This is a genomic window from Alloalcanivorax venustensis (assembly GCF_047495515.1).
Taxonomy (GTDB): Bacteria; Pseudomonadota; Gammaproteobacteria; order Pseudomonadales; family Alcanivoracaceae; genus Alloalcanivorax; species Alloalcanivorax venustensis.
The window spans coordinates 2,683,220-2,699,091 of record NZ_CP179934.1; the positions used below are offsets into that span (position 1 = coordinate 2,683,220).

Sequence of the window (15,872 nt, forward strand, 5' to 3'; positions counted from 1 at the left end):
GCGCCAGTGATCGGCGCATGCCAAGAATCAGAAAGGAGGCCATTATGAAAACAGCAGCAACCGTGGCACTCGCCGTGGTAGGCACCGTGGCCGTCGCCGGTGTCGGTTACGGCGGCTATCAGGCGCTCAACGACGAAGGCCCTTACGCCGAAGTGGTCAAAGTGGAGCCCGCCACCAAAACCTGGCAGGAACCCAACCAGCGTTGCGAGCAAGTCACCGTGCAGCGGCAGAAACCGGTCAAGGACAAACACCAGATCGCCGGCAGCGCCATCGGCGCGGTGGTGGGCGGTGTTATCGGCCACCAGTTCGGTGGCGGCAGCGGCAAGGACGTGGCCACCGCCGCAGGCGCCGTGGCCGGCGGTTACGCGGGCAACAAGGCGCAGGAACGCATCCAGGAAGGCAACACCTACACCACCACCGAAGAGCGTTGCCAGACCATTATGGAAACCCGCAGCGAACAGGTCGGCTACAACGTCACCTACCGCTTCGACGGCCAGACCCAGACCGTGCGCATGGAAAACGAACCCGGCGACCGCCTGCCGGTGGAAAACGGCCGGGTGGTGACCGACTAAGGCGCCCCGGAAGCGCACCACGCCAGCACCCACCGGGTGGCGTCGCCGCCCGGTTCCCCCTTCGTTATACTGTCCGTTTTTCGCCAGCGAACCCGACGCCATGAATCGCGAAAAACGCACCGAAATCTTCCGGCGGTTGCGCGAACAGCGACCGCACCCCACCACCGAGCTCTATTTCACCACGCCGTTCGAGCTGCTGGTGGCCGTGGTGCTGTCCGCCCAGGCCACCGACGTGGGCGTCAACAAAGCCACCGCAAAACTCTTCCCGGTGGCCAACACGCCCCACGCCATCCGCGCCCTGGGCGTGGACGGCCTCAAAACCTACATCAAGACCATCGGCCTGTTTAACTCCAAGGCCGCCAACATCATCAAACTTTGCGACCAACTGATTGAGCAGCACGACGGCGAAGTGCCGCGCTCCAGAGCCGCCCTGGAAGCACTGCCCGGTGTCGGGCGCAAAACCGCCAACGTGGTGCTGAACACCGCCTTCGGCGAGCCCACCATCGCCGTGGACACGCACATCTTCCGGGTCTCGAACAGGACGCGCATCGCGCCGGGAAAAAACGTGGTGGAAGTGGAGCAGCGGCTGATGCGGACCGTGCCGGAAGAGTTCAAGCGGGACTGCCACCACTGGCTGATTCTGCACGGGCGCTACACCTGCGTGGCGCGCAAACCCAAGTGCGGCGAGTGCCTGATCGCCGACCTCTGCGAGTTCCCCGTTACCAAGCGGCCAGACTGAGTACGACCTCTCCAGAGAGCCCGCGCCGGGATCGGGTGGGCCCGTCCAGGACACGCCACGAGTACATCCCTGTAGGCTCGGCGTTTGGCCATCCCTGGCCAAACACGGTCCTGGACGGGCCCACCCGATCCCGGCGCTCCTTGGGAGATTCGCCGCCACAAACCACACTTCGTAGAAAGGTCCAGGCGGTGTTCTGACCCGTGGCGGTGCCGCTGCCAAGTGAGCGGGGCAATGGTGGTGCCTGGAGGGAGCTGTTTGGCCAGGGATGGCCAAACTAACAGCGGCCAGGGACGGCTTGAGCGGTCCCGGAAGGCACCACCATTGCACCGCGTCTCGGATACGAAGCTCCGACCGCCGGAACAATATAAGTCTCTGGAATCCTGCCGGGAGCTTTGCTCCCTTTCGCGGGCGGGGCCCGCTCCCACAAGCGCGCTCCCGCAAGGTATCGGTCATTCTCCGTCGCTGACGGAGATGAATATAAAAAGCCGGCCGTCCCGGGGAAAGGACGGCCGGTGAAAGCGGAATGACGGAAGAGCGGGCGGCATTCCGCGTCAACGGTCTACAGCACTCAGAGACTCAGCCGGTCACGGATCCGCGACAACGTCATCTCGCCGATGCCCTTCACCGCCATAAGCTGATCGACGGATTCGAACGGCCCTTCCCGGTCCCGCCAGGCCACGATCGAGGCGGCGGTCTTGGGGCCGATGCCTTTCAGGGTCTGCAGCTCTTCCACTCCGGCGTTGTTCAGGCTCACCGTGGTGTCCACGGCGGCGGCACCGTCGCCGGCGCCCTCCGCTTCGGGGGCGGCCTGGGCGGCGGGCAGGCCGCCGGCAAGCAGCATCAGGCTGAGTAGCAGGGTTTGATACAGTTTTCGTCCATGGAGCTTCATCGTCCTTCCTCCTTATCGGTTTGGGTTAGGACGTTCTACTCTAGGCGGGACGAAGCGGCGGGGCTGTAAGCCTGCGCGGTGACTTTTCGCGCTCTGATCAGGAAAGACTTTGTAGGATATCGTCGACTGCGGCCGTGGGATTTTCCGCACGGGTAATCGGGCGTCCGATCACCATGAAGTCCACGCCCCATTCGCGGGCCTGGGGCGGCGTCACCACCCGGCGCTGGTCGTCGCCGGCGCTGCCGGCCGGACGAATGCCGGGGGTTACCAGGGCGAAATCGTCGCCGCAGGCGGCGCGCAGCATGGCGGCCTCGCGGGCCGAGCAAACCACGCCGTCGAGACCGCTGTCGCGGGTCAGGGCCGCCAGGCGGCGGACCTGGTCCTCGGGTTCGTGGTCGATGCCGATTTCCTGAAGGTCGGCCCGTTCCTGGCTGGTGAGCACGGTGACCGCGATCAACAGCGGCGGACGCTCATGGCCGACCAGCGCCTCACGGGCGGCGAGCATCATGCGGCTGCCGCCGCTGGCATGGACGTTGACCATCCATACGCCCAGGTCGGCGGCGGCCTTGACGGCGCCGGCCACGGTGTTGGGAATGTCGTGGAATTTGAGGTCCAGGAACACCTGGAAGCCTTTGTCGTGGAGGGCGCGCACCACGTCCGGTCCGCCGCGGGTGAACAGCTCCTTGCCCACCTTGACCCGCACCTTGGCCGGGTCGAGCCGGTCCGCCATCGCCAGCGCCTGGTCCGGTTGCGAGTAATCCAGGGCGACGATAATGGGGCTGGCGACGGTCACGGCTTAATCTCTCCTTCGGAGCGGGGTTTGATGGTGCCCCAGCGGCGGCAGCTGGGACAGCGCCACTGCAGCAACGGGGTCTGGAACCCGCAGCGGCGGCACTGATAGATGGTTTTACCGCTGGTCAGCCGCTCGGTGAGGGCTTTGAGCAGACCCAGGTGCTCGCGGGCCTCGCCTTCCGCCGACCCTTGCAGGTTCATGTCGATCAGGCGGTGCAGGCCGAGCACCGTGGGGTTGGCCTGCATGTAGTCGGCGATGAACTGCCCGGCCTCGCGGTCACCGTAGCGCTCGCGCAGCTGCTCGGACAGCAGCAGCACCCGGGCGGTGCTGGGTGTCTCGGCGCTGTAATCGGCGAGCATGCGGATAAAGTCCTCTTCTTTCTCCAGTGCCTGATAGCACTGGCGCAACTCGCTGAGCACCTCGTCAAAGAAGTCCGGATCCTGTTTCCAGATGCGGCGGAACGCGTCGATGGCCGCATTCCAGTCTTCCTCGCGCATTTCCAGGCGCCCCTGCAGGACGCTGGCGCGAACGCAGTTCTTGTCGAAGCCGAGGGCGCGGCGCAGCATGCGGCGTGCCGGGTTGAGCTCGCTGCGGGCGATCTGCGCTTCCGCTTCCTCGCAGCAGTAGTGGGCCAGCACCGGGGCGATCTTGGGCTGCGATTTAACCAGGTGCTCGCCCATGGAGATGGCGTTGGTCCAGTCACGCTCCTGCTCGTACAGGTAGGTGAGCTGGCGAATCACCTGCTCGCGCTTTTCGCACTCCTGGTCGAGCATTTCCAGCAGCACTTCCTCGGCCCGGTCGAACAGGCCGCCGGCCAGGTAGTCCTCGGCCAGCTCCAGCTGAATCTGCTCCTGGGTGGCGCGGGGCAGCTCGCCCTGCTCGAGAAGGTGGGAGTGAATCAGGGTGGCGCGGTCGAATTCGCCGCGCTTGCGGAACAGGCGCGCCATGCTGAGGTGCGTTTCCAGGGTCTGGTCGTTGACCTCCAGGCTGTTGAGCAGGGCCTGCACCGCCTTGTCCGGCTCTTCGTTGAGCAGAAAATTCAGACCGGCCACGTACTCCTGGGACAGCGAATCCATGCGCCGGCGCTGGCGGCGTTTACCTTCACGCCGGCCGAGGAAAAAGCCCGTGGCGATGGCGAAAAAGAACAGCGGAATAAGCCAAAGCGGTTCGCTCATGAACGGGGTCCGAACAGGCCGCGCAACCCTTTCAGGCCCAGGCCGGTGACCAGCCCCGCCAGCAGGCCGAGGGCCAGCAGCACCACCACCAGTGCGCCCAGCGTCACCTGGTATTGCCAGTCGGCGACGGGCACCGCCAGGGTCACCGGCTGGGTGTTGGCGGTGACGAACAGGAAAGCCGCCATGAAGATCAGCAGCAAAACCAGAATCAGAAAAATACGGTAAAGATTTCGCATCACATCGTCCTGCTGGGGCGATCAGCCGTTGACGGCTTCGCCGGGGGCGTCATCGGCGTTGCGTTTGTCGTCGCCATGGGTTCCGGACGACGCGTCGAACATGGAGTCATTGACCCGTTCGCGCAGCTCTTTACCGGATTTGAAATGGGGAACGTACTTGCCATGCAGCTTGACGCTGGCGCCGGTCTTGGGATTACGGCCCACGCGAGGTGCACGGAAATGAAGGGAAAAACTGCCGAAACCGCGTATTTCGATGCGGCCCCCTTCAGCGAGGGTGTCGGCCATGTAGTCAATCAGGGTTTTTACGGCGAGCTCCACATCCCTGGGAGACAATTGCTGGTTTTCCTTGGAAATACGGGCAATCAGTTTCGATTTGGTTAACGCTGACGCCATTGCAACCTACTCCCCTGGGCTCCCTGCCCAAGCGGGGCCGGCCTGATGGCCGGCCCCCGGGAGGAGCCGTTATGACTCGTTGCTGTTTTCCATCTGCTTCTTGATCAGATCACCAATGGTCTTGGGCGCGTTGGCGTCCGGACCCTGGGTATCCAGTGCTTCCTTGTCCTGCACCTGATCTTTGGCGCGTACGGACAGGGTGATCACACGGTTCTTGCGATCCACGTTGGTGATGCGGGCTTCCACCTCGTCACCGACGCTGAGCACTTCGGTCGCATCGTTGACCTTGTCGCGGCTGAGTTCGCTGGCACGCAGGGATGCTTCCACGTTTTCAGCCAACTCCACGGTGGCGCCCTTGGCGTCCACTTCCGTTACCTTGCCTTTAACGATGGTGCCCTTCTCGTTTGCAGCAACATACTGAGCAAACGGATCATCTGTCAACTGCTTGATTCCAAGGGAAATTCTTTCCCGCTCGGCATCAATGGACAGTACCACGGTTTCCAGCTCGTCGCCCTTGTTGAAGTTGCGCACCGCCTCTTCGCCCTGCTCTTCCCAGGAGATGTCGGACAGGTGCACCAGGCCGTCGATGCCGCCTTCCAGGCCGATGAAGATACCAAAATCGGTGATCGACTTGATCTTGCCGCTGATGCGGTCGCCTTTCTGGTAGTTCTCGGAGAAGGATTCCCACGGGTTGGACTGGCACTGCTTGATACCCAGGGAGATACGACGACGGTCTTCGTCGATGTCCAGGATCATCACTTCCACTTCGTCGCCGATCTCGACAACCTTGGACGGGTGGATGTTCTTGTTGGTCCAGTCCATCTCGGACACGTGCACCAGACCTTCCACGCCTTCTTCGATTTCCGCGAAGCAGCCGTAGTCGGTGAGGTTGGTGACCCGGGCCTTGACGCGGGCACCTTCCGGGTACTTCTGCACGATATCGTGCCAGGGATCTTCGCCCAGCTGCTTGAGACCCAGGGACACACGCATCTTCTCGCGGTCGAACTTGAGGACCTTGATCTCGATTTCCTGGCCCACTTCGACGATTTCGCTGGGATGCTTGATGCGCTTCCAGGCCATGTCGGTGATGTGCAGCAGGCCGTCGATGCCGCCCAGGTCGACGAACGCGCCGTAGTCGGTCAGGTTCTTGACGATACCCTTGACGACCATGCCTTCCTGCAGAGACTCGAGCAGCGCTTCGCGCTCGGCGGAGTGCTCGGCTTCCATGACCGCGCGGCGGGACACCACCACGTTGTTACGCTTGGGATCGAGCTTGATGACCTTGAAATCCAGGTCCTTGCCTTCCAGGTGGGTCACGTCGCGTACCGGACGGATGTCCACCAGGGAGCCGGGCAGGAACGCGCGGATCGGGCCGATATCGACGGTGAAGCCACCCTTCACCTTGCCGGAAATCTGACCTTTGACGATCTCGTCTTTGTCGAAAGCCACTTCCAGTTCGCCCCACACTTCGGCGCGCTTGGCCTTTTCGCGGGACAGACGGGTGAAGCCCATGCCGTCATCGATAGCGTCAACCGCCACTTCCACTTCATCGCCTTCGGCGATTTCCAGTTCACCGGTTTCGCTGATGAACTCGCCGCGGGCGATGATGCCCTCGGACTTGAGGCCGGCGTTAACGGTCACCCAGTCGCTGTCGATGGCGACCACGGTGCCTTTGATGATGGAACCACGGGCAACGTCGAGGTCCTTAAGGCTTTCTTCAAAAAGTTCGGCAAAAGATTCAGTCATGGAGAAGTCTCACGGATACACATACCAACCAGCAGGCATGGGTTATTACTAAAAGGCCACCGCCCCAAGCTGGTTTACTGTCAGGGGCCGGGCGACCTGTCACTTAACACTCATTGCGGGAGCGGCCCTGCCCGCGGACCCCGCGTAATCGGGGTTGCCGCGGCCAGGGCCGCTCCTACGGATGAATACGGTTTTACCGCCTTCAGACCAGAGATCGGCGGGCGGCCTCATCGAGAATCGCGTCCACCACCTGTTCCACGGAGAGCGAGGTGGAATCGATCTCCACCGCGTCATCAGCGGGCTTCAGCGGTGCCACATCGCGGTTCATGTCCCGGTCGTCCCGGGTCTGGATGTCCTCGATAAGGGTCGCGAGGGTAGCATCAAAGCCCTTTTCCTTCAACTGGGCGTAGCGCCGGCGGGCGCGCTCCTCGGCGCTGGCGTTGAGGTAGATCTTGAGCGGCGCGTCCTGGAATACCACCGTGCCCATATCACGGCCGTCGGCCACCAGGCCCGGGCTCAGGGCGAAGGCCCGCTGGCGGGCGAACAGCGCGTCGCGCACCGGCTGCAGCACGGCCACCTGGCTGGCCATCTCGCCGACTTCCTCGCGACGGATGTCGGCGCTCACGTCCTCGCCGTCGAGCACCACGGCGGTGTCGCCGTTCTGCTCGCGGAACACCACCGGCAGGTTCTCGGCGAGCCGGATCAGCGCCGGCTGGTCATCCAGGGCCACGCCCTGGCGGGTGGCGTACAGGCCCAGCACCCGGTAGAGAGCGCCGGAGTCGAGCAGGTGCCAGGCCAGGCGGGCGGCCACCAGGCGCGCCACGGTGCCCTTGCCGGAGGACACCGGGCCGTCGATGGTGATGATCGGGATCATGCGTTCTCCTTGGATGCGTGCACCTCCAGGTCGAGACCGGCGCCGCGGGCAAGATCCGCGAAGCCCGGGAAGCTGGTGGCCACGTTGGCACAGCGGCGGATAGTGATGGGCGCCGAGGCGCGCAGCGCCGCCATGGCGAAACTCATGGCGATACGGTGATCGCCGTGGGAATCCACCTCGCCGCCGCCGAACGGGCCGCCGACGATGCGGATGCCGTCCTCATAGACTTCATGCTCCACGCCCAGCGCCGCCAGGCCGTCCGCCATCACCTGAATGCGGTCGGACTCCTTGACGCGCAGCTCCTCGGCGCCGCGCAGCACGGTTTCGCCCTGGGCGCAGGCGGCGGCGATGAAGATCGCCGGAAACTCGTCGATGGCCAGCGGCACCAGCTCCCGGGGGATCTCGATGCCCTTGAGCGGCGCGCTCCTGACCACCAGGTCGGCCACCGGCTCACCGCCGGAATCGCGCGGGTTCTCCAGGCGGATGTCCGCGCCCATCAGCTTGAGAATGTCGATCACGCCGGTGCGCGTCGGGTTCACCCCCACATGGGGCAGGGTCAGCTCGCTGCCTTCGGCGATGGAGGCGCCGACCAGGAAGAACGCCGCCGAGGAGATGTCCGCCGGCACGTCCAGGGGGCCCGCCGCCAGCGGCGTGCCGCCGGTCACCGTGCTGGTGGCGCCGTCGCGCCGCACCGGCACGCCGAACCCGCCCAGCATCCGCTCGGTGTGGTCGCGGGTGGGGGCCGGCTCGGTCACCGAGGTGTCGCCCTCGGCGTACAGGCCCGCCAGCAGCACCGCCGACTTCACCTGGGCGGACGCCATCGGCAGCGGATAGTGGATGCCCTTCAGCGTCTGGCCGCCGTGGATACGCACCGGCGGGCGGCCGCCCTCGCCGGTGTCGATGCGCGCGCCCATTTCCCGCAGCGGGCCGGCGACCCGCTCCATGGGCCGCTTGGAGAGCGATTCATCGCCGGTCAGTTCGGTGTCGAACGCCTGGCCGGCGAGCAGGCCGGTGAGCAGCCGCATGGAAGTGCCGGAATTGCCCATGTAGAGCGGTTTGCCCGGCGCCTTGAGGCCGTGCAGGCCGACCCCGTGCACGATCACCTGACCGTGGTGGGGGCCTTCGATCAGCACGCCCATGTCGCGGAACGCCTGCAGCGTGGCCAGGGCGTCCTCCCCTTCCAGAAACCCCTCCACGGTGGTGGTGCCCTCGGCCAGGGACGCCAGCATGATGGCCCGGTGGGACATGGATTTATCACCCGGCACCCGCAGCCGGCCGTTGAGCCGGCCGCCGGGGCGCGCCAGGAAGGTGGGGTTGGATTGCTGTGTCATGCCTGTCTCGTCGTCGGAATGCCGGGCGCGGGTGTAGGAGGTGCGCTCGTTCATGGCCAGAAAGTGGGCCCGGGCGGCGTTGGCCCGGGTCATGACGCCCATCAGGGCCTCGTCGTCGTTATGCTCGATGGCGTTCTGGAAACGGTCGATACCATCCCGGAACAGGGCCAGCGCTTCCAGTACCGCGTCCCGGTTCTCGCGGAAGATGTCGTGCCACATCACCGGGTCGGAACTGGCGATGCGGGTAAAATCACGGAAGCCGCCGGCGGCGTAGCGGAAAATCTCGGTGGAATCGCCCTGCCGGGCCAGGGTATCGACCAGCGAAAACGCCAGCAAATGCGGCAGATGGCTGGTTTCCGCCAGCACCCGGTCGTGGTGGTCCGGCGCCATCTCCAGCACCTCCGCGCCCACCGCCGCCCACAGCGCGTTCACCCGCGCGGTGGCGCCGGGGTCGGTGTCCGGGGTGGGCGTCAGAATCACCCGGTGCTGGCGATACAGCCCCGCATCGGCGGCTTCCACGCCGCTTTTTTCCTTGCCGGCGATCGGGTGGCCCGGCACGAAGCGCGGGAAATGATCGCCCAGGGCCCGGCGGGCTTCGGCGATCACCGCGCCTTTGACGCTGCCGCCGTCGGTGACGATGGCGCGCTCGGCGAGCCCCGGGCGCAGCGCTTTCAGCACCGCCCCCATGGACGACACCGGCGTCGCCACGAACACCAGATCGGCGCCGCGCACCGCCACCGCCAGGTCCTGGCTGCCCTCGTCGATCAGCCCCAGGGCCAGGCCCTGCTCCAGGGTGCGCGTGGAGCGGGAGCCGGCCACCACGGTGCGCGCCAGCCCCTGCTCGCGGATGGCGGCGGCCAGCGAGCCGCCGATCAGACCCAGCCCGATGATGGCGACACGTTGAAACAGAGGGGGCCGGTGCGCGCTCATCAGCGGCGCGTCACTTGTTTCAGGGCCTGCAGGAAACGTTCGTTGTCGCGGGCGGTGCCGGCGGTGACCCGCAGGTGGTTGGGCAGGCCGTAGCCGCCCAGCGGGCGCACGATCACCCCTTCGCGCAGCAGCCCCTGGTAGACCGTCTCGGCGTCGCCGCCGCAGTCGAAGGCGATAAAATTGGCCACCGAAGGAATCTGCGTGAAGCCGAGGGCGTCGAGCCCTTCCGCCAGCTGCACCAGGCCGGCGGTGTTCTCGCCCTTGGAGTTCTCGATATGGTCAAGGTCGCCCAGGGCCGCCTGGGCCGCCGCCAGCGCCGGAATATTGACGTTGAAGGGCTGGCGCACCCGGTTGAGCACATCGGCGATCTGCGGGTGCGATACGGCGTAGCCCACGCGCAGGCCGGCCAGGCCGTGGATCTTGGAAAAGGTGCGGGTGACCACCAGGTTCGGGTAGCGGTCGAGCCGCTTCAGGCCGTCCGGGTAGTGGCTTTCCTCCACGTACTCAAAGTACGCCTCGTCCAGCACCACGATCACCCGCTCCGGCACCCGGGCCAGGAAGTTGTCCAGCGCCTGGTCATTGAACCAGGTGCCGGTGGGGTTGTTGGGGTTGGCCAGGAACACCACCCGGGTGCGTTCGGTGATGGCGTCCGCCATGGCGGCCAGGTCGTGGCCGTAGAGGTGCGAATCCACCGACACCGGCTTGGCGGAGCAGCCCAGGGTCACCAGCGGGTAGATGGCGAAGGCGTACTCCGAGAACACCGCCTCGTCGCCGGGCTGCAGATAGGCGCGCGCCACCAGCTCGAGCACGTCGTTGGAGCCGTTGCCCAGGGTGATGCGGTCGCTGCTCACGCCCAGGTTGTCCGCCAGGGCGTGTTTCAGCTCGAAACCGGCGCCGTCCGGGTAGAGGTGGATCTGATCCAGCGACCGGCGCGCCGCTTCCAGCGCCCGGTGGCTGGGGCCCAGCGGGTTTTCGTTGCTGGCCAGCTTGACCACGTCGCGCAGGCCCAGCTCACGCTGCAGCTCCTCGACGGGTTTGCCCGGCTGATAGGGGCGCAGTTGCTGCACGCCGTTGTTGGCCAGTTGGGTGTAATCGCAAGTCATAGCGCTTTCCTACAGAACCGCCTTCGGATAGGAGCCCAGCACCTTGATGGTATTGCCGTCGGCTTCCAGAGTCTCCAGCACCTCGGTGAGCGTGGCGTCGGCTTTGTGGCCCTCGCAGTCGACGAAGAACACATAGCTCCAGTTGGCGATGCGCGAGGGCCGGCTTTCCAGACGGGTCAGGTTGATGCCCTTGTCCCGGAACGGCCGTAGCAGATCGGACAGCAGCCCCGGACGGTTCTTGCCGGAGATCAGCAGGCTGGTCTTGTCGCGGCCGGAGGGCGGCGTGTCCTGGCGGCCGATGATCAGGAAGCGGGTGGTGTTGTCCGGGCGGTCCTCGATGTTGCGCTGCACCGGCTCCAGATTATAGAGCTCGCGGGCCATGTCGCCGGCGATGGCCATGGCGTTCCATTCGTCCTTGAGCCGCCGCGCGGCCTCCGCGTTGGAACTCACCGCCACCCGCTCCACGGCCGGCATGTGCGCGTCCAGCCACTGGCGGCACTGGGCCAGGGTCTGTTGGTGCGAGTAGATGCGCGTCACCTTGTCGCGGCGGGTGTGCGGGCCGGCCAGCAGGTGGTGGTGGATACGCAGTTCCACCTCACCGCAGATCTTGAGGTCGGAGTTCATGAACGAATCCAGGGTGTGGTTCACCATGCCCTCGGTGGAGTTTTCCACCGGCACCACGCCGAAGTGCACGGCGCCCGCCTCCACCTCGCGGAACACCTCGTCGATGGCGCCCAGCGGCACGCTTTCCACCGCGTGGCCGAAATGCTTGATCGCCGCCTGCTGGGTGAAGGTGCCCTCCGGGCCCAGAAACGCCACGCGCATGGGCTGTTCCAGCGCCAGGCACACGCTCATCACCTCGCGGAACAGGCGCGCCATGGATTCCGCGTCGATCGGGCCCTTATTGCGTTCCTTAATGCGGCTCAGTACCTGGGCCTCCCGCTCCGGGCGGTAAAACACCGGCTCGGCATCCTCGCGGCGCTTCACTTCGGCCACCTGGTGGGCGAGCTCGGCGCGGTGATTGAGCAGATCCTGGAGCTGCTGGTCCAGGGCGTCGATCTGATCTCTCAGCTTGTCCAATGATTCGGTCATGTCAGGTTCCGCCTGGGCGCGCCACGGCTGGCGAGTGCGCGCACCCGCCTTATCCGTTGCGTTTTTCGAAGTCCGCCATGAAATCTATCAGGGCATCCACGGCCGTTTCCGGTACCGCATTATAAATGCTGGCGCGCATGCCGCCGACACTGCGGTGGCCCTTGAGGTTGCGCAGCCCGGCGGCGTCCGCCTCGGCCAGAAACGCCTTGTCCAGAGCGCTGTCGGAGAGAATGAAAGGCACGTTCATCCAGCTGCGCTGGGTGGGCGCCACCGGGTTGCTGTAGAAGCCGCTGGCGTCGATGAAACCGTACAGCTTGTCCGCCTTGCGCCGGTTGATCTCGCCCATGGCGTCCACTCCGCCCTGCTCCTTGAGCCACTGGAACACCAGGCCGGCCAGATACCAGGCGAAGGTGGGGGGCGTGTTGTACATGGAGCCGTTCTCGGCGTGGGTCTGGTAGTTCATCATCGCCGGCACCGAGGCGCCGGCCCGGCCGAGCAGGTCCTTGCGCACGATCACCACGGTGATCCCGGCCGGGCCGATGTTCTTCTGCGCGCCGGCGTAGATCAGGCCGAAGCGGCTGACATCCAGCGGACGCGACAGGATGGTGGAGCTCATATCCGCCACCAGTGGCTTGTCCACCTCGGGCACGAAATCGAACTCCAACCCGCCGATGGTTTCGTTGGGGCAGTAATGCACGTAGGCGGCGTCGTCGGAGAGCCGCCAGTCGCTCTGCGCCGGCGCATAGGTGAAGTTGCGGTCCTCGCTGGAGGCCGCCACATTGATCTCGCCGAAGCGGCGCGCTTCCTTGATCGCCTTGCTGGACCACTGGCCGGTGTTGATGTAATCGGCGCGGCCCGCGTCGCCGAGCAGGTTCATGGGCACCATGGCGAACTGGGCACTGGCGCCGCCCTGCAGGAACAGCACCGCGTAGTCGTCGGAAATCCCCATCAGATCGCGCAGGTCCTTTTCGGCCTGCTCCGCCATGGCCACGATCACGTCATCGCGGTGGCTCATTTCCATCACCGACATGCCGGTGCCACGGTAATCCAGCATTTCCTCGCGGGCCCGCTGAAGGACCGCTTCCGGCAAGGCCGCCGGGCCGGCGCAAAAGTTATAAGCGCGGGACATTGGTTGATCTCCGGGTTACAGGCGGCTGGCGCCGCCCTTGTCGTTACTCTTGGTCGCCGTCCGCCGGCGCGTTGTCGGCTCCGTCAGCGCCGTTTTCTTCGCCGGTGCCCTCTTCCAGCTCTTCGTCGTCCACGTCCAGCTCCGGAATCGGCGCCAGACCGGACAAGGCTTCACCGTTGCCGAGGCGGATCAGGCGAACACCCTGGGTGTTGCGGCCCAGATGGCTGACTTCGTCCACGCGGGTGCGCACCAGGGTGCCCTGGTTGGAGATCAGCATGATGTCCTCATTGCCGAACACCTGGGCGGCGCCCACCAGCGGGCCGTTACGCTCGTTGACCACCATGCCGATCACACCCTGGGTGCCCCGGCCCTTGGTGGGGAACTCGCTCAGGTCGGTACGCTTGCCGTAGCCGTTCTCGGACGCGGCCAGCATCTGCCCGCCTTCCTGCGGCACCATCAGCGCGATCACTTCCTCGCCCTCGGCCACTTTCATGCCACGCACGCCGCGGGCGGTGCGGCCCATCACCCGGACCTTGGATTCCTGGAAGCGGACCACTTTGCCGTTGCCGGCCACCAGCACCACGTCTTCGTCGCCCTGGGTAATGGCCACGTTGACCAGGTGCTCGCCCTCCTGCAGACGCACGGCGATCAGGCCGTTGCTGCGCGGCTTGGCGAACTTGGCCAGCTCGGTGCGTTTGACCACGCCGTTGGAGATCGCCATGAAGATGAACGGCCCTTCGGCGGCCTGCGGCTCGCTGTCGGCGCCATCGGCTTCCATGTCTTCCACCACCTCGGCGGCTTCGCCGTCGATGGCCGTCGCGTCGGCGTCGGTCTCGTCCTCATCATCGCCGCCGGCGCGCTGGCGGACCATTTCGGCGTCCAGACGCAGAATGGCGGTGATGCGCTCCTCGGGCTTGAGCGCCGGAATCAGGTTGACGATCGGCTTGCCACGGGAGGCGCGGCCGCCCTGGGGCAGCTCGAACACGCGCAGCCAGTAGACCTTGCCTTCATTGGTGAAGCACAGAAGGGTGTCGTGGGTGCCGGCCACCAGCAGCTGCTCGACGTAATCCTCGTCCTTCAGCTGGCCGGCGGACTTGCCGCGCCCGCCGCGCTTCTGCGCGCGGTAGGTGTCGATCGGCTGGGTCTTGGCGTAGCCGGAATGGCTGAGCGTGACCACCACGGTTTCCTCGGCGATCAGGTCTTCCATGCTCAGATCCAGCCGCGAGGTCTGGATTTCCGTGCGGCGCTCGTCGCTGTACTCCGAACGGATCGCGTGCAGCTCGTCGCGGATCACCTGCATCAGGCGGTCCGGGTCGGCCAGGATCAGCATCATTTCGCGGATCTGGTCCAGCAGCACCTGGTAATCGGTGATCAGTTTTTCCCGTTCCAGGCCGGTCAGTTTCTGCAGGCGCAGATCGAGAATCGCCTGGGCCTGCTCCGGGCTCAGGTGGTAGAAGTTGTCGCGCAGCCCGTAGTGCTCATCGAGACCGTCCGGGCGGGCGGCGTCTTCGCCGCCGGCGCGCTCCAGCATGGCCAGTACGTCGCCCGGCGCCCAGCCCTTGGCAAGCAGTTTTTCCTTCGCCTCGGCGGCGCTCGGCGAGCCCTTGATCAATTCGATCACCGGGTCGATGTTGGCCAGCGCCACCGCCAGACCTTCCAGCAGGTGGGCCTTTTCGCGGGCCTTGCGCAGTTCGTACACGGTGCGGCGGGTCACCACCTCGCGGCGGTGACGCAGGAAGGCGTCCAGCAGCTCGCGCAGGTTCAGGGTGCGCGGCTGGCCGTCCACCAGCGCCACGGTGTTGATGCCGAACACGGTCTCCATCTGCGTCTGCTGATAGAGGTTGTTGAGCACCACTTCCGCGTTCTCGCCCCGGCGCAGCTCGATATAGACCCGCATGCCCTGCTTGTCGGATTCGTCGCGCAGCTCGGTGATGCCCTCGATCTTCTTTTCCTTGACCAGCTCGGCGATTTTCTCGATCAGCCGGGCCTTGTTCACCTGATAGGGCAGCTCGTGAATGATGATGGCTTCCTTGCCACTCTTGTCGGTCTGCTCGATCTCGGCGCGGGCACGGACATAAATACGGCCCCGGCCGGTGCGGTAGGCCTGCACGATCCCGGCACGGCCGTTGATGATGCCGGCGGTGGGGAAATCCGGACCCTTGATGTATTCCATCAGGTCGTCCGGCGTCAGGCTGTCGTCGTCGATCAGCGCCAGGCAGCCGTCGATCACCTCGCCCATGTTGTGGGGCGGGATATTGGTGGCCATGCCCACGGCGATGCCGGAGGAGCCGTTGACCAGCAGGTTGGGCACCCGCGTCGGCATGACGTCGGGAATGCGCTCGGTGCCGTCGTAGTTGTCCACATAGTCGACGGTTTCCTTGTCCAGATCGGCCAGCAGCTCGTGGGCGATCTTGGCCATGCGCACTTCGGTGTAACGCATGGCGGCGGCGGAGTCGCCGTCGATGGAACCGAAGTTGCCCTGCCCGTCCACCAGCATGTAGCGCAGGGAGAACGGCTGGGCCATGCGGACAATGGTGTCGTACACAGCGGAATCGCCGTGGGGGTGATATTTACCAATTACATCACCCACCACACGGGCGGACTTTTTATAGGGTTTATTCCAGTCGTTGCTGAGCTCGTGCATGGCGAACAGCACGCGGCGGTGCACCGGCTTGAGGCCGTCGCGCACATCCGGCAGAGCCCGGCCCACGATCACGCTCATGGCGTAATCCAGGTACGACTGTCTGAGTTCGTCCTCGATGTTGACGGGAGTAACTTCTTTGGCGAGGTCCGTCATGGCGTTCCTTATATCCCTCGGTGGCGTGGATAGCGACCCGCGGAAGCCCCGGTCGCGGAGCTCCTAAAAGCCA

At 65.4% G+C, this 15,872-nt stretch carries 14 protein-coding genes; 2 read left to right on the forward strand and 12 right to left on the reverse strand.

From position 1 onward, the window contains the following. Positions 1–44 precede the first annotated feature (44 nt). Together ACMG4O_RS12595 and nth are read left to right on the forward strand one after the other, a co-directional pair. The gene (locus tag ACMG4O_RS12595; protein ID WP_194856971.1) at positions 45–572 is read left to right on the forward strand and encodes a glycine zipper 2TM domain-containing protein; all 528 of its coding nucleotides are present in this window, start codon (positions 45–47) and stop codon (positions 570–572) included. A 100-nt stretch (positions 573–672) separates the two neighbouring features. Continuing rightward, positions 673–1,311 carry an endonuclease III gene (nth, locus tag ACMG4O_RS12600; RefSeq protein WP_370186347.1) on the forward strand — a complete coding sequence of 213 codons (639 nt, stop codon included), beginning with the start codon at positions 673–675 and terminating at the stop codon, positions 1,309–1,311. 568 nt (positions 1,312–1,879) lie between these two features. On the opposite strand, the gene ACMG4O_RS12605 is transcribed toward nth, so the two are convergent. From ACMG4O_RS12605 to gyrA, 12 genes are all read right to left on the reverse strand, one after another. Further along, a complete protein-coding gene (locus tag ACMG4O_RS12605; RefSeq protein ID WP_067610733.1) occupies positions 1,880–2,200 on the reverse strand; it encodes a ComEA family DNA-binding protein in 321 nt (106 codons plus the stop codon). Between the two features lie 97 nt (positions 2,201–2,297). Next, on the reverse strand, positions 2,298–2,993 hold the full coding sequence (pyrF, locus tag ACMG4O_RS12610; protein ID WP_142949116.1) for an orotidine-5'-phosphate decarboxylase: 696 nt from the start codon (positions 2,991–2,993) through the stop codon (positions 2,298–2,300). Continuing rightward, on the reverse strand, positions 2,990–4,168 hold the full coding sequence (gene lapB / locus ACMG4O_RS12615; protein ID WP_142949117.1) for a lipopolysaccharide assembly protein LapB: 1,179 nt from the start codon (positions 4,166–4,168) through the stop codon (positions 2,990–2,992). The genes pyrF and lapB overlap by 4 nt, the downstream gene beginning before the upstream one ends. After that, a complete protein-coding gene (locus tag ACMG4O_RS12620) occupies positions 4,165–4,404 on the reverse strand; it encodes a DUF1049 domain-containing protein (RefSeq protein ID WP_194856683.1) in 240 nt (79 codons plus the stop codon). The genes lapB and ACMG4O_RS12620 overlap by 4 nt, the downstream gene beginning before the upstream one ends. Before the next feature lie 21 nt (positions 4,405–4,425). After that, the gene (gene ihfB / locus ACMG4O_RS12625; protein ID WP_142949119.1) at positions 4,426–4,797 is read right to left on the reverse strand and encodes an integration host factor subunit beta; all 372 of its coding nucleotides are present in this window, start codon (positions 4,795–4,797) and stop codon (positions 4,426–4,428) included. Positions 4,798–4,866: 69 nt separating this feature from the next. After that, entirely contained in the window at positions 4,867–6,543 is a 1,677-nt protein-coding gene (gene rpsA, locus ACMG4O_RS12630) for a 30S ribosomal protein S1 (protein ID WP_194856681.1), read from the reverse strand. 202 nt (positions 6,544–6,745) lie between these two features. Continuing rightward, positions 6,746–7,417 carry a (d)CMP kinase gene (gene cmk / locus ACMG4O_RS12635; RefSeq protein ID WP_142949121.1) on the reverse strand — a complete coding sequence of 224 codons (672 nt, stop codon included), beginning with the start codon at positions 7,415–7,417 and terminating at the stop codon, positions 6,746–6,748. After that, complete coding sequence (locus tag ACMG4O_RS12640) at positions 7,414–9,678, reverse strand: bifunctional prephenate dehydrogenase/3-phosphoshikimate 1-carboxyvinyltransferase (RefSeq protein WP_414433880.1); 2,265 nt, start codon at positions 9,676–9,678, stop codon at positions 7,414–7,416. The genes cmk and ACMG4O_RS12640 overlap by 4 nt, the downstream gene beginning before the upstream one ends. Then, positions 9,678–10,781: a histidinol-phosphate transaminase gene (gene hisC, locus ACMG4O_RS12645; RefSeq protein ID WP_335629805.1), complete on the reverse strand. Its 1,104-nt coding sequence runs from the start codon at positions 10,779–10,781 to the stop codon at positions 9,678–9,680. Before hisC ends, ACMG4O_RS12640 begins: the two co-directional genes overlap by 1 nt. Before the next feature lie 9 nt (positions 10,782–10,790). Further along, entirely contained in the window at positions 10,791–11,873 is a 1,083-nt protein-coding gene (pheA, locus tag ACMG4O_RS12650) for a prephenate dehydratase (protein WP_142949124.1), read from the reverse strand. A gap of 49 nt (positions 11,874–11,922) precedes the next feature. Continuing rightward, the gene (gene serC / locus ACMG4O_RS12655; RefSeq protein WP_142949125.1) at positions 11,923–13,002 is read right to left on the reverse strand and encodes a 3-phosphoserine/phosphohydroxythreonine transaminase; all 1,080 of its coding nucleotides are present in this window, start codon (positions 13,000–13,002) and stop codon (positions 11,923–11,925) included. 43 nt (positions 13,003–13,045) lie between these two features. Beyond that, complete coding sequence (gene gyrA / locus ACMG4O_RS12660; RefSeq protein WP_370203831.1) at positions 13,046–15,799, reverse strand: DNA gyrase subunit A; 2,754 nt, start codon at positions 15,797–15,799, stop codon at positions 13,046–13,048. Between the last annotated feature and the right edge of the window lie 73 nt (positions 15,800–15,872).

Bases quoted from the DNA above. Each gene is read 5' to 3' on its own strand.
- nth (WP_370186347.1), top strand. From the start codon at position 673: ATGAATCGCGAAAAACGCACCGAAATCTTCCGGCGGTTGCGCGAACAG.
- ihfB (WP_142949119.1), bottom strand. From the start codon at position 4,797: ATGGCGTCAGCGTTAACCAAATCGAAACTGATTGCCCGTATTTCCAAG.
- pheA (WP_142949124.1), bottom strand. From the start codon at position 11,873: ATGACCGAATCATTGGACAAGCTGAGAGATCAGATCGACGCCCTGGAC.
- ACMG4O_RS12595 (WP_194856971.1), top strand. From the start codon at position 45: ATGAAAACAGCAGCAACCGTGGCACTCGCCGTGGTAGGCACCGTGGCC.
- serC (WP_142949125.1), bottom strand. From the start codon at position 13,002: ATGTCCCGCGCTTATAACTTTTGCGCCGGCCCGGCGGCCTTGCCGGAA.
- lapB (WP_142949117.1), bottom strand. From the start codon at position 4,168: ATGAGCGAACCGCTTTGGCTTATTCCGCTGTTCTTTTTCGCCATCGCC.
- gyrA (WP_370203831.1), bottom strand. From the start codon at position 15,799: ATGACGGACCTCGCCAAAGAAGTTACTCCCGTCAACATCGAGGACGAA.
- hisC (WP_335629805.1), bottom strand. From the start codon at position 10,781: ATGACTTGCGATTACACCCAACTGGCCAACAACGGCGTGCAGCAACTG.
- ACMG4O_RS12640 (WP_414433880.1), bottom strand. From the start codon at position 9,678: ATGAGCGCGCACCGGCCCCCTCTGTTTCAACGTGTCGCCATCATCGGG.
- ACMG4O_RS12620 (WP_194856683.1), bottom strand. From the start codon at position 4,404: ATGCGAAATCTTTACCGTATTTTTCTGATTCTGGTTTTGCTGCTGATC.
- rpsA (WP_194856681.1), bottom strand. From the start codon at position 6,543: ATGACTGAATCTTTTGCCGAACTTTTTGAAGAAAGCCTTAAGGACCTC.
- ACMG4O_RS12605 (WP_067610733.1), bottom strand. From the start codon at position 2,200: ATGAAGCTCCATGGACGAAAACTGTATCAAACCCTGCTACTCAGCCTG.
- cmk (WP_142949121.1), bottom strand. From the start codon at position 7,417: ATGATCCCGATCATCACCATCGACGGCCCGGTGTCCTCCGGCAAGGGC.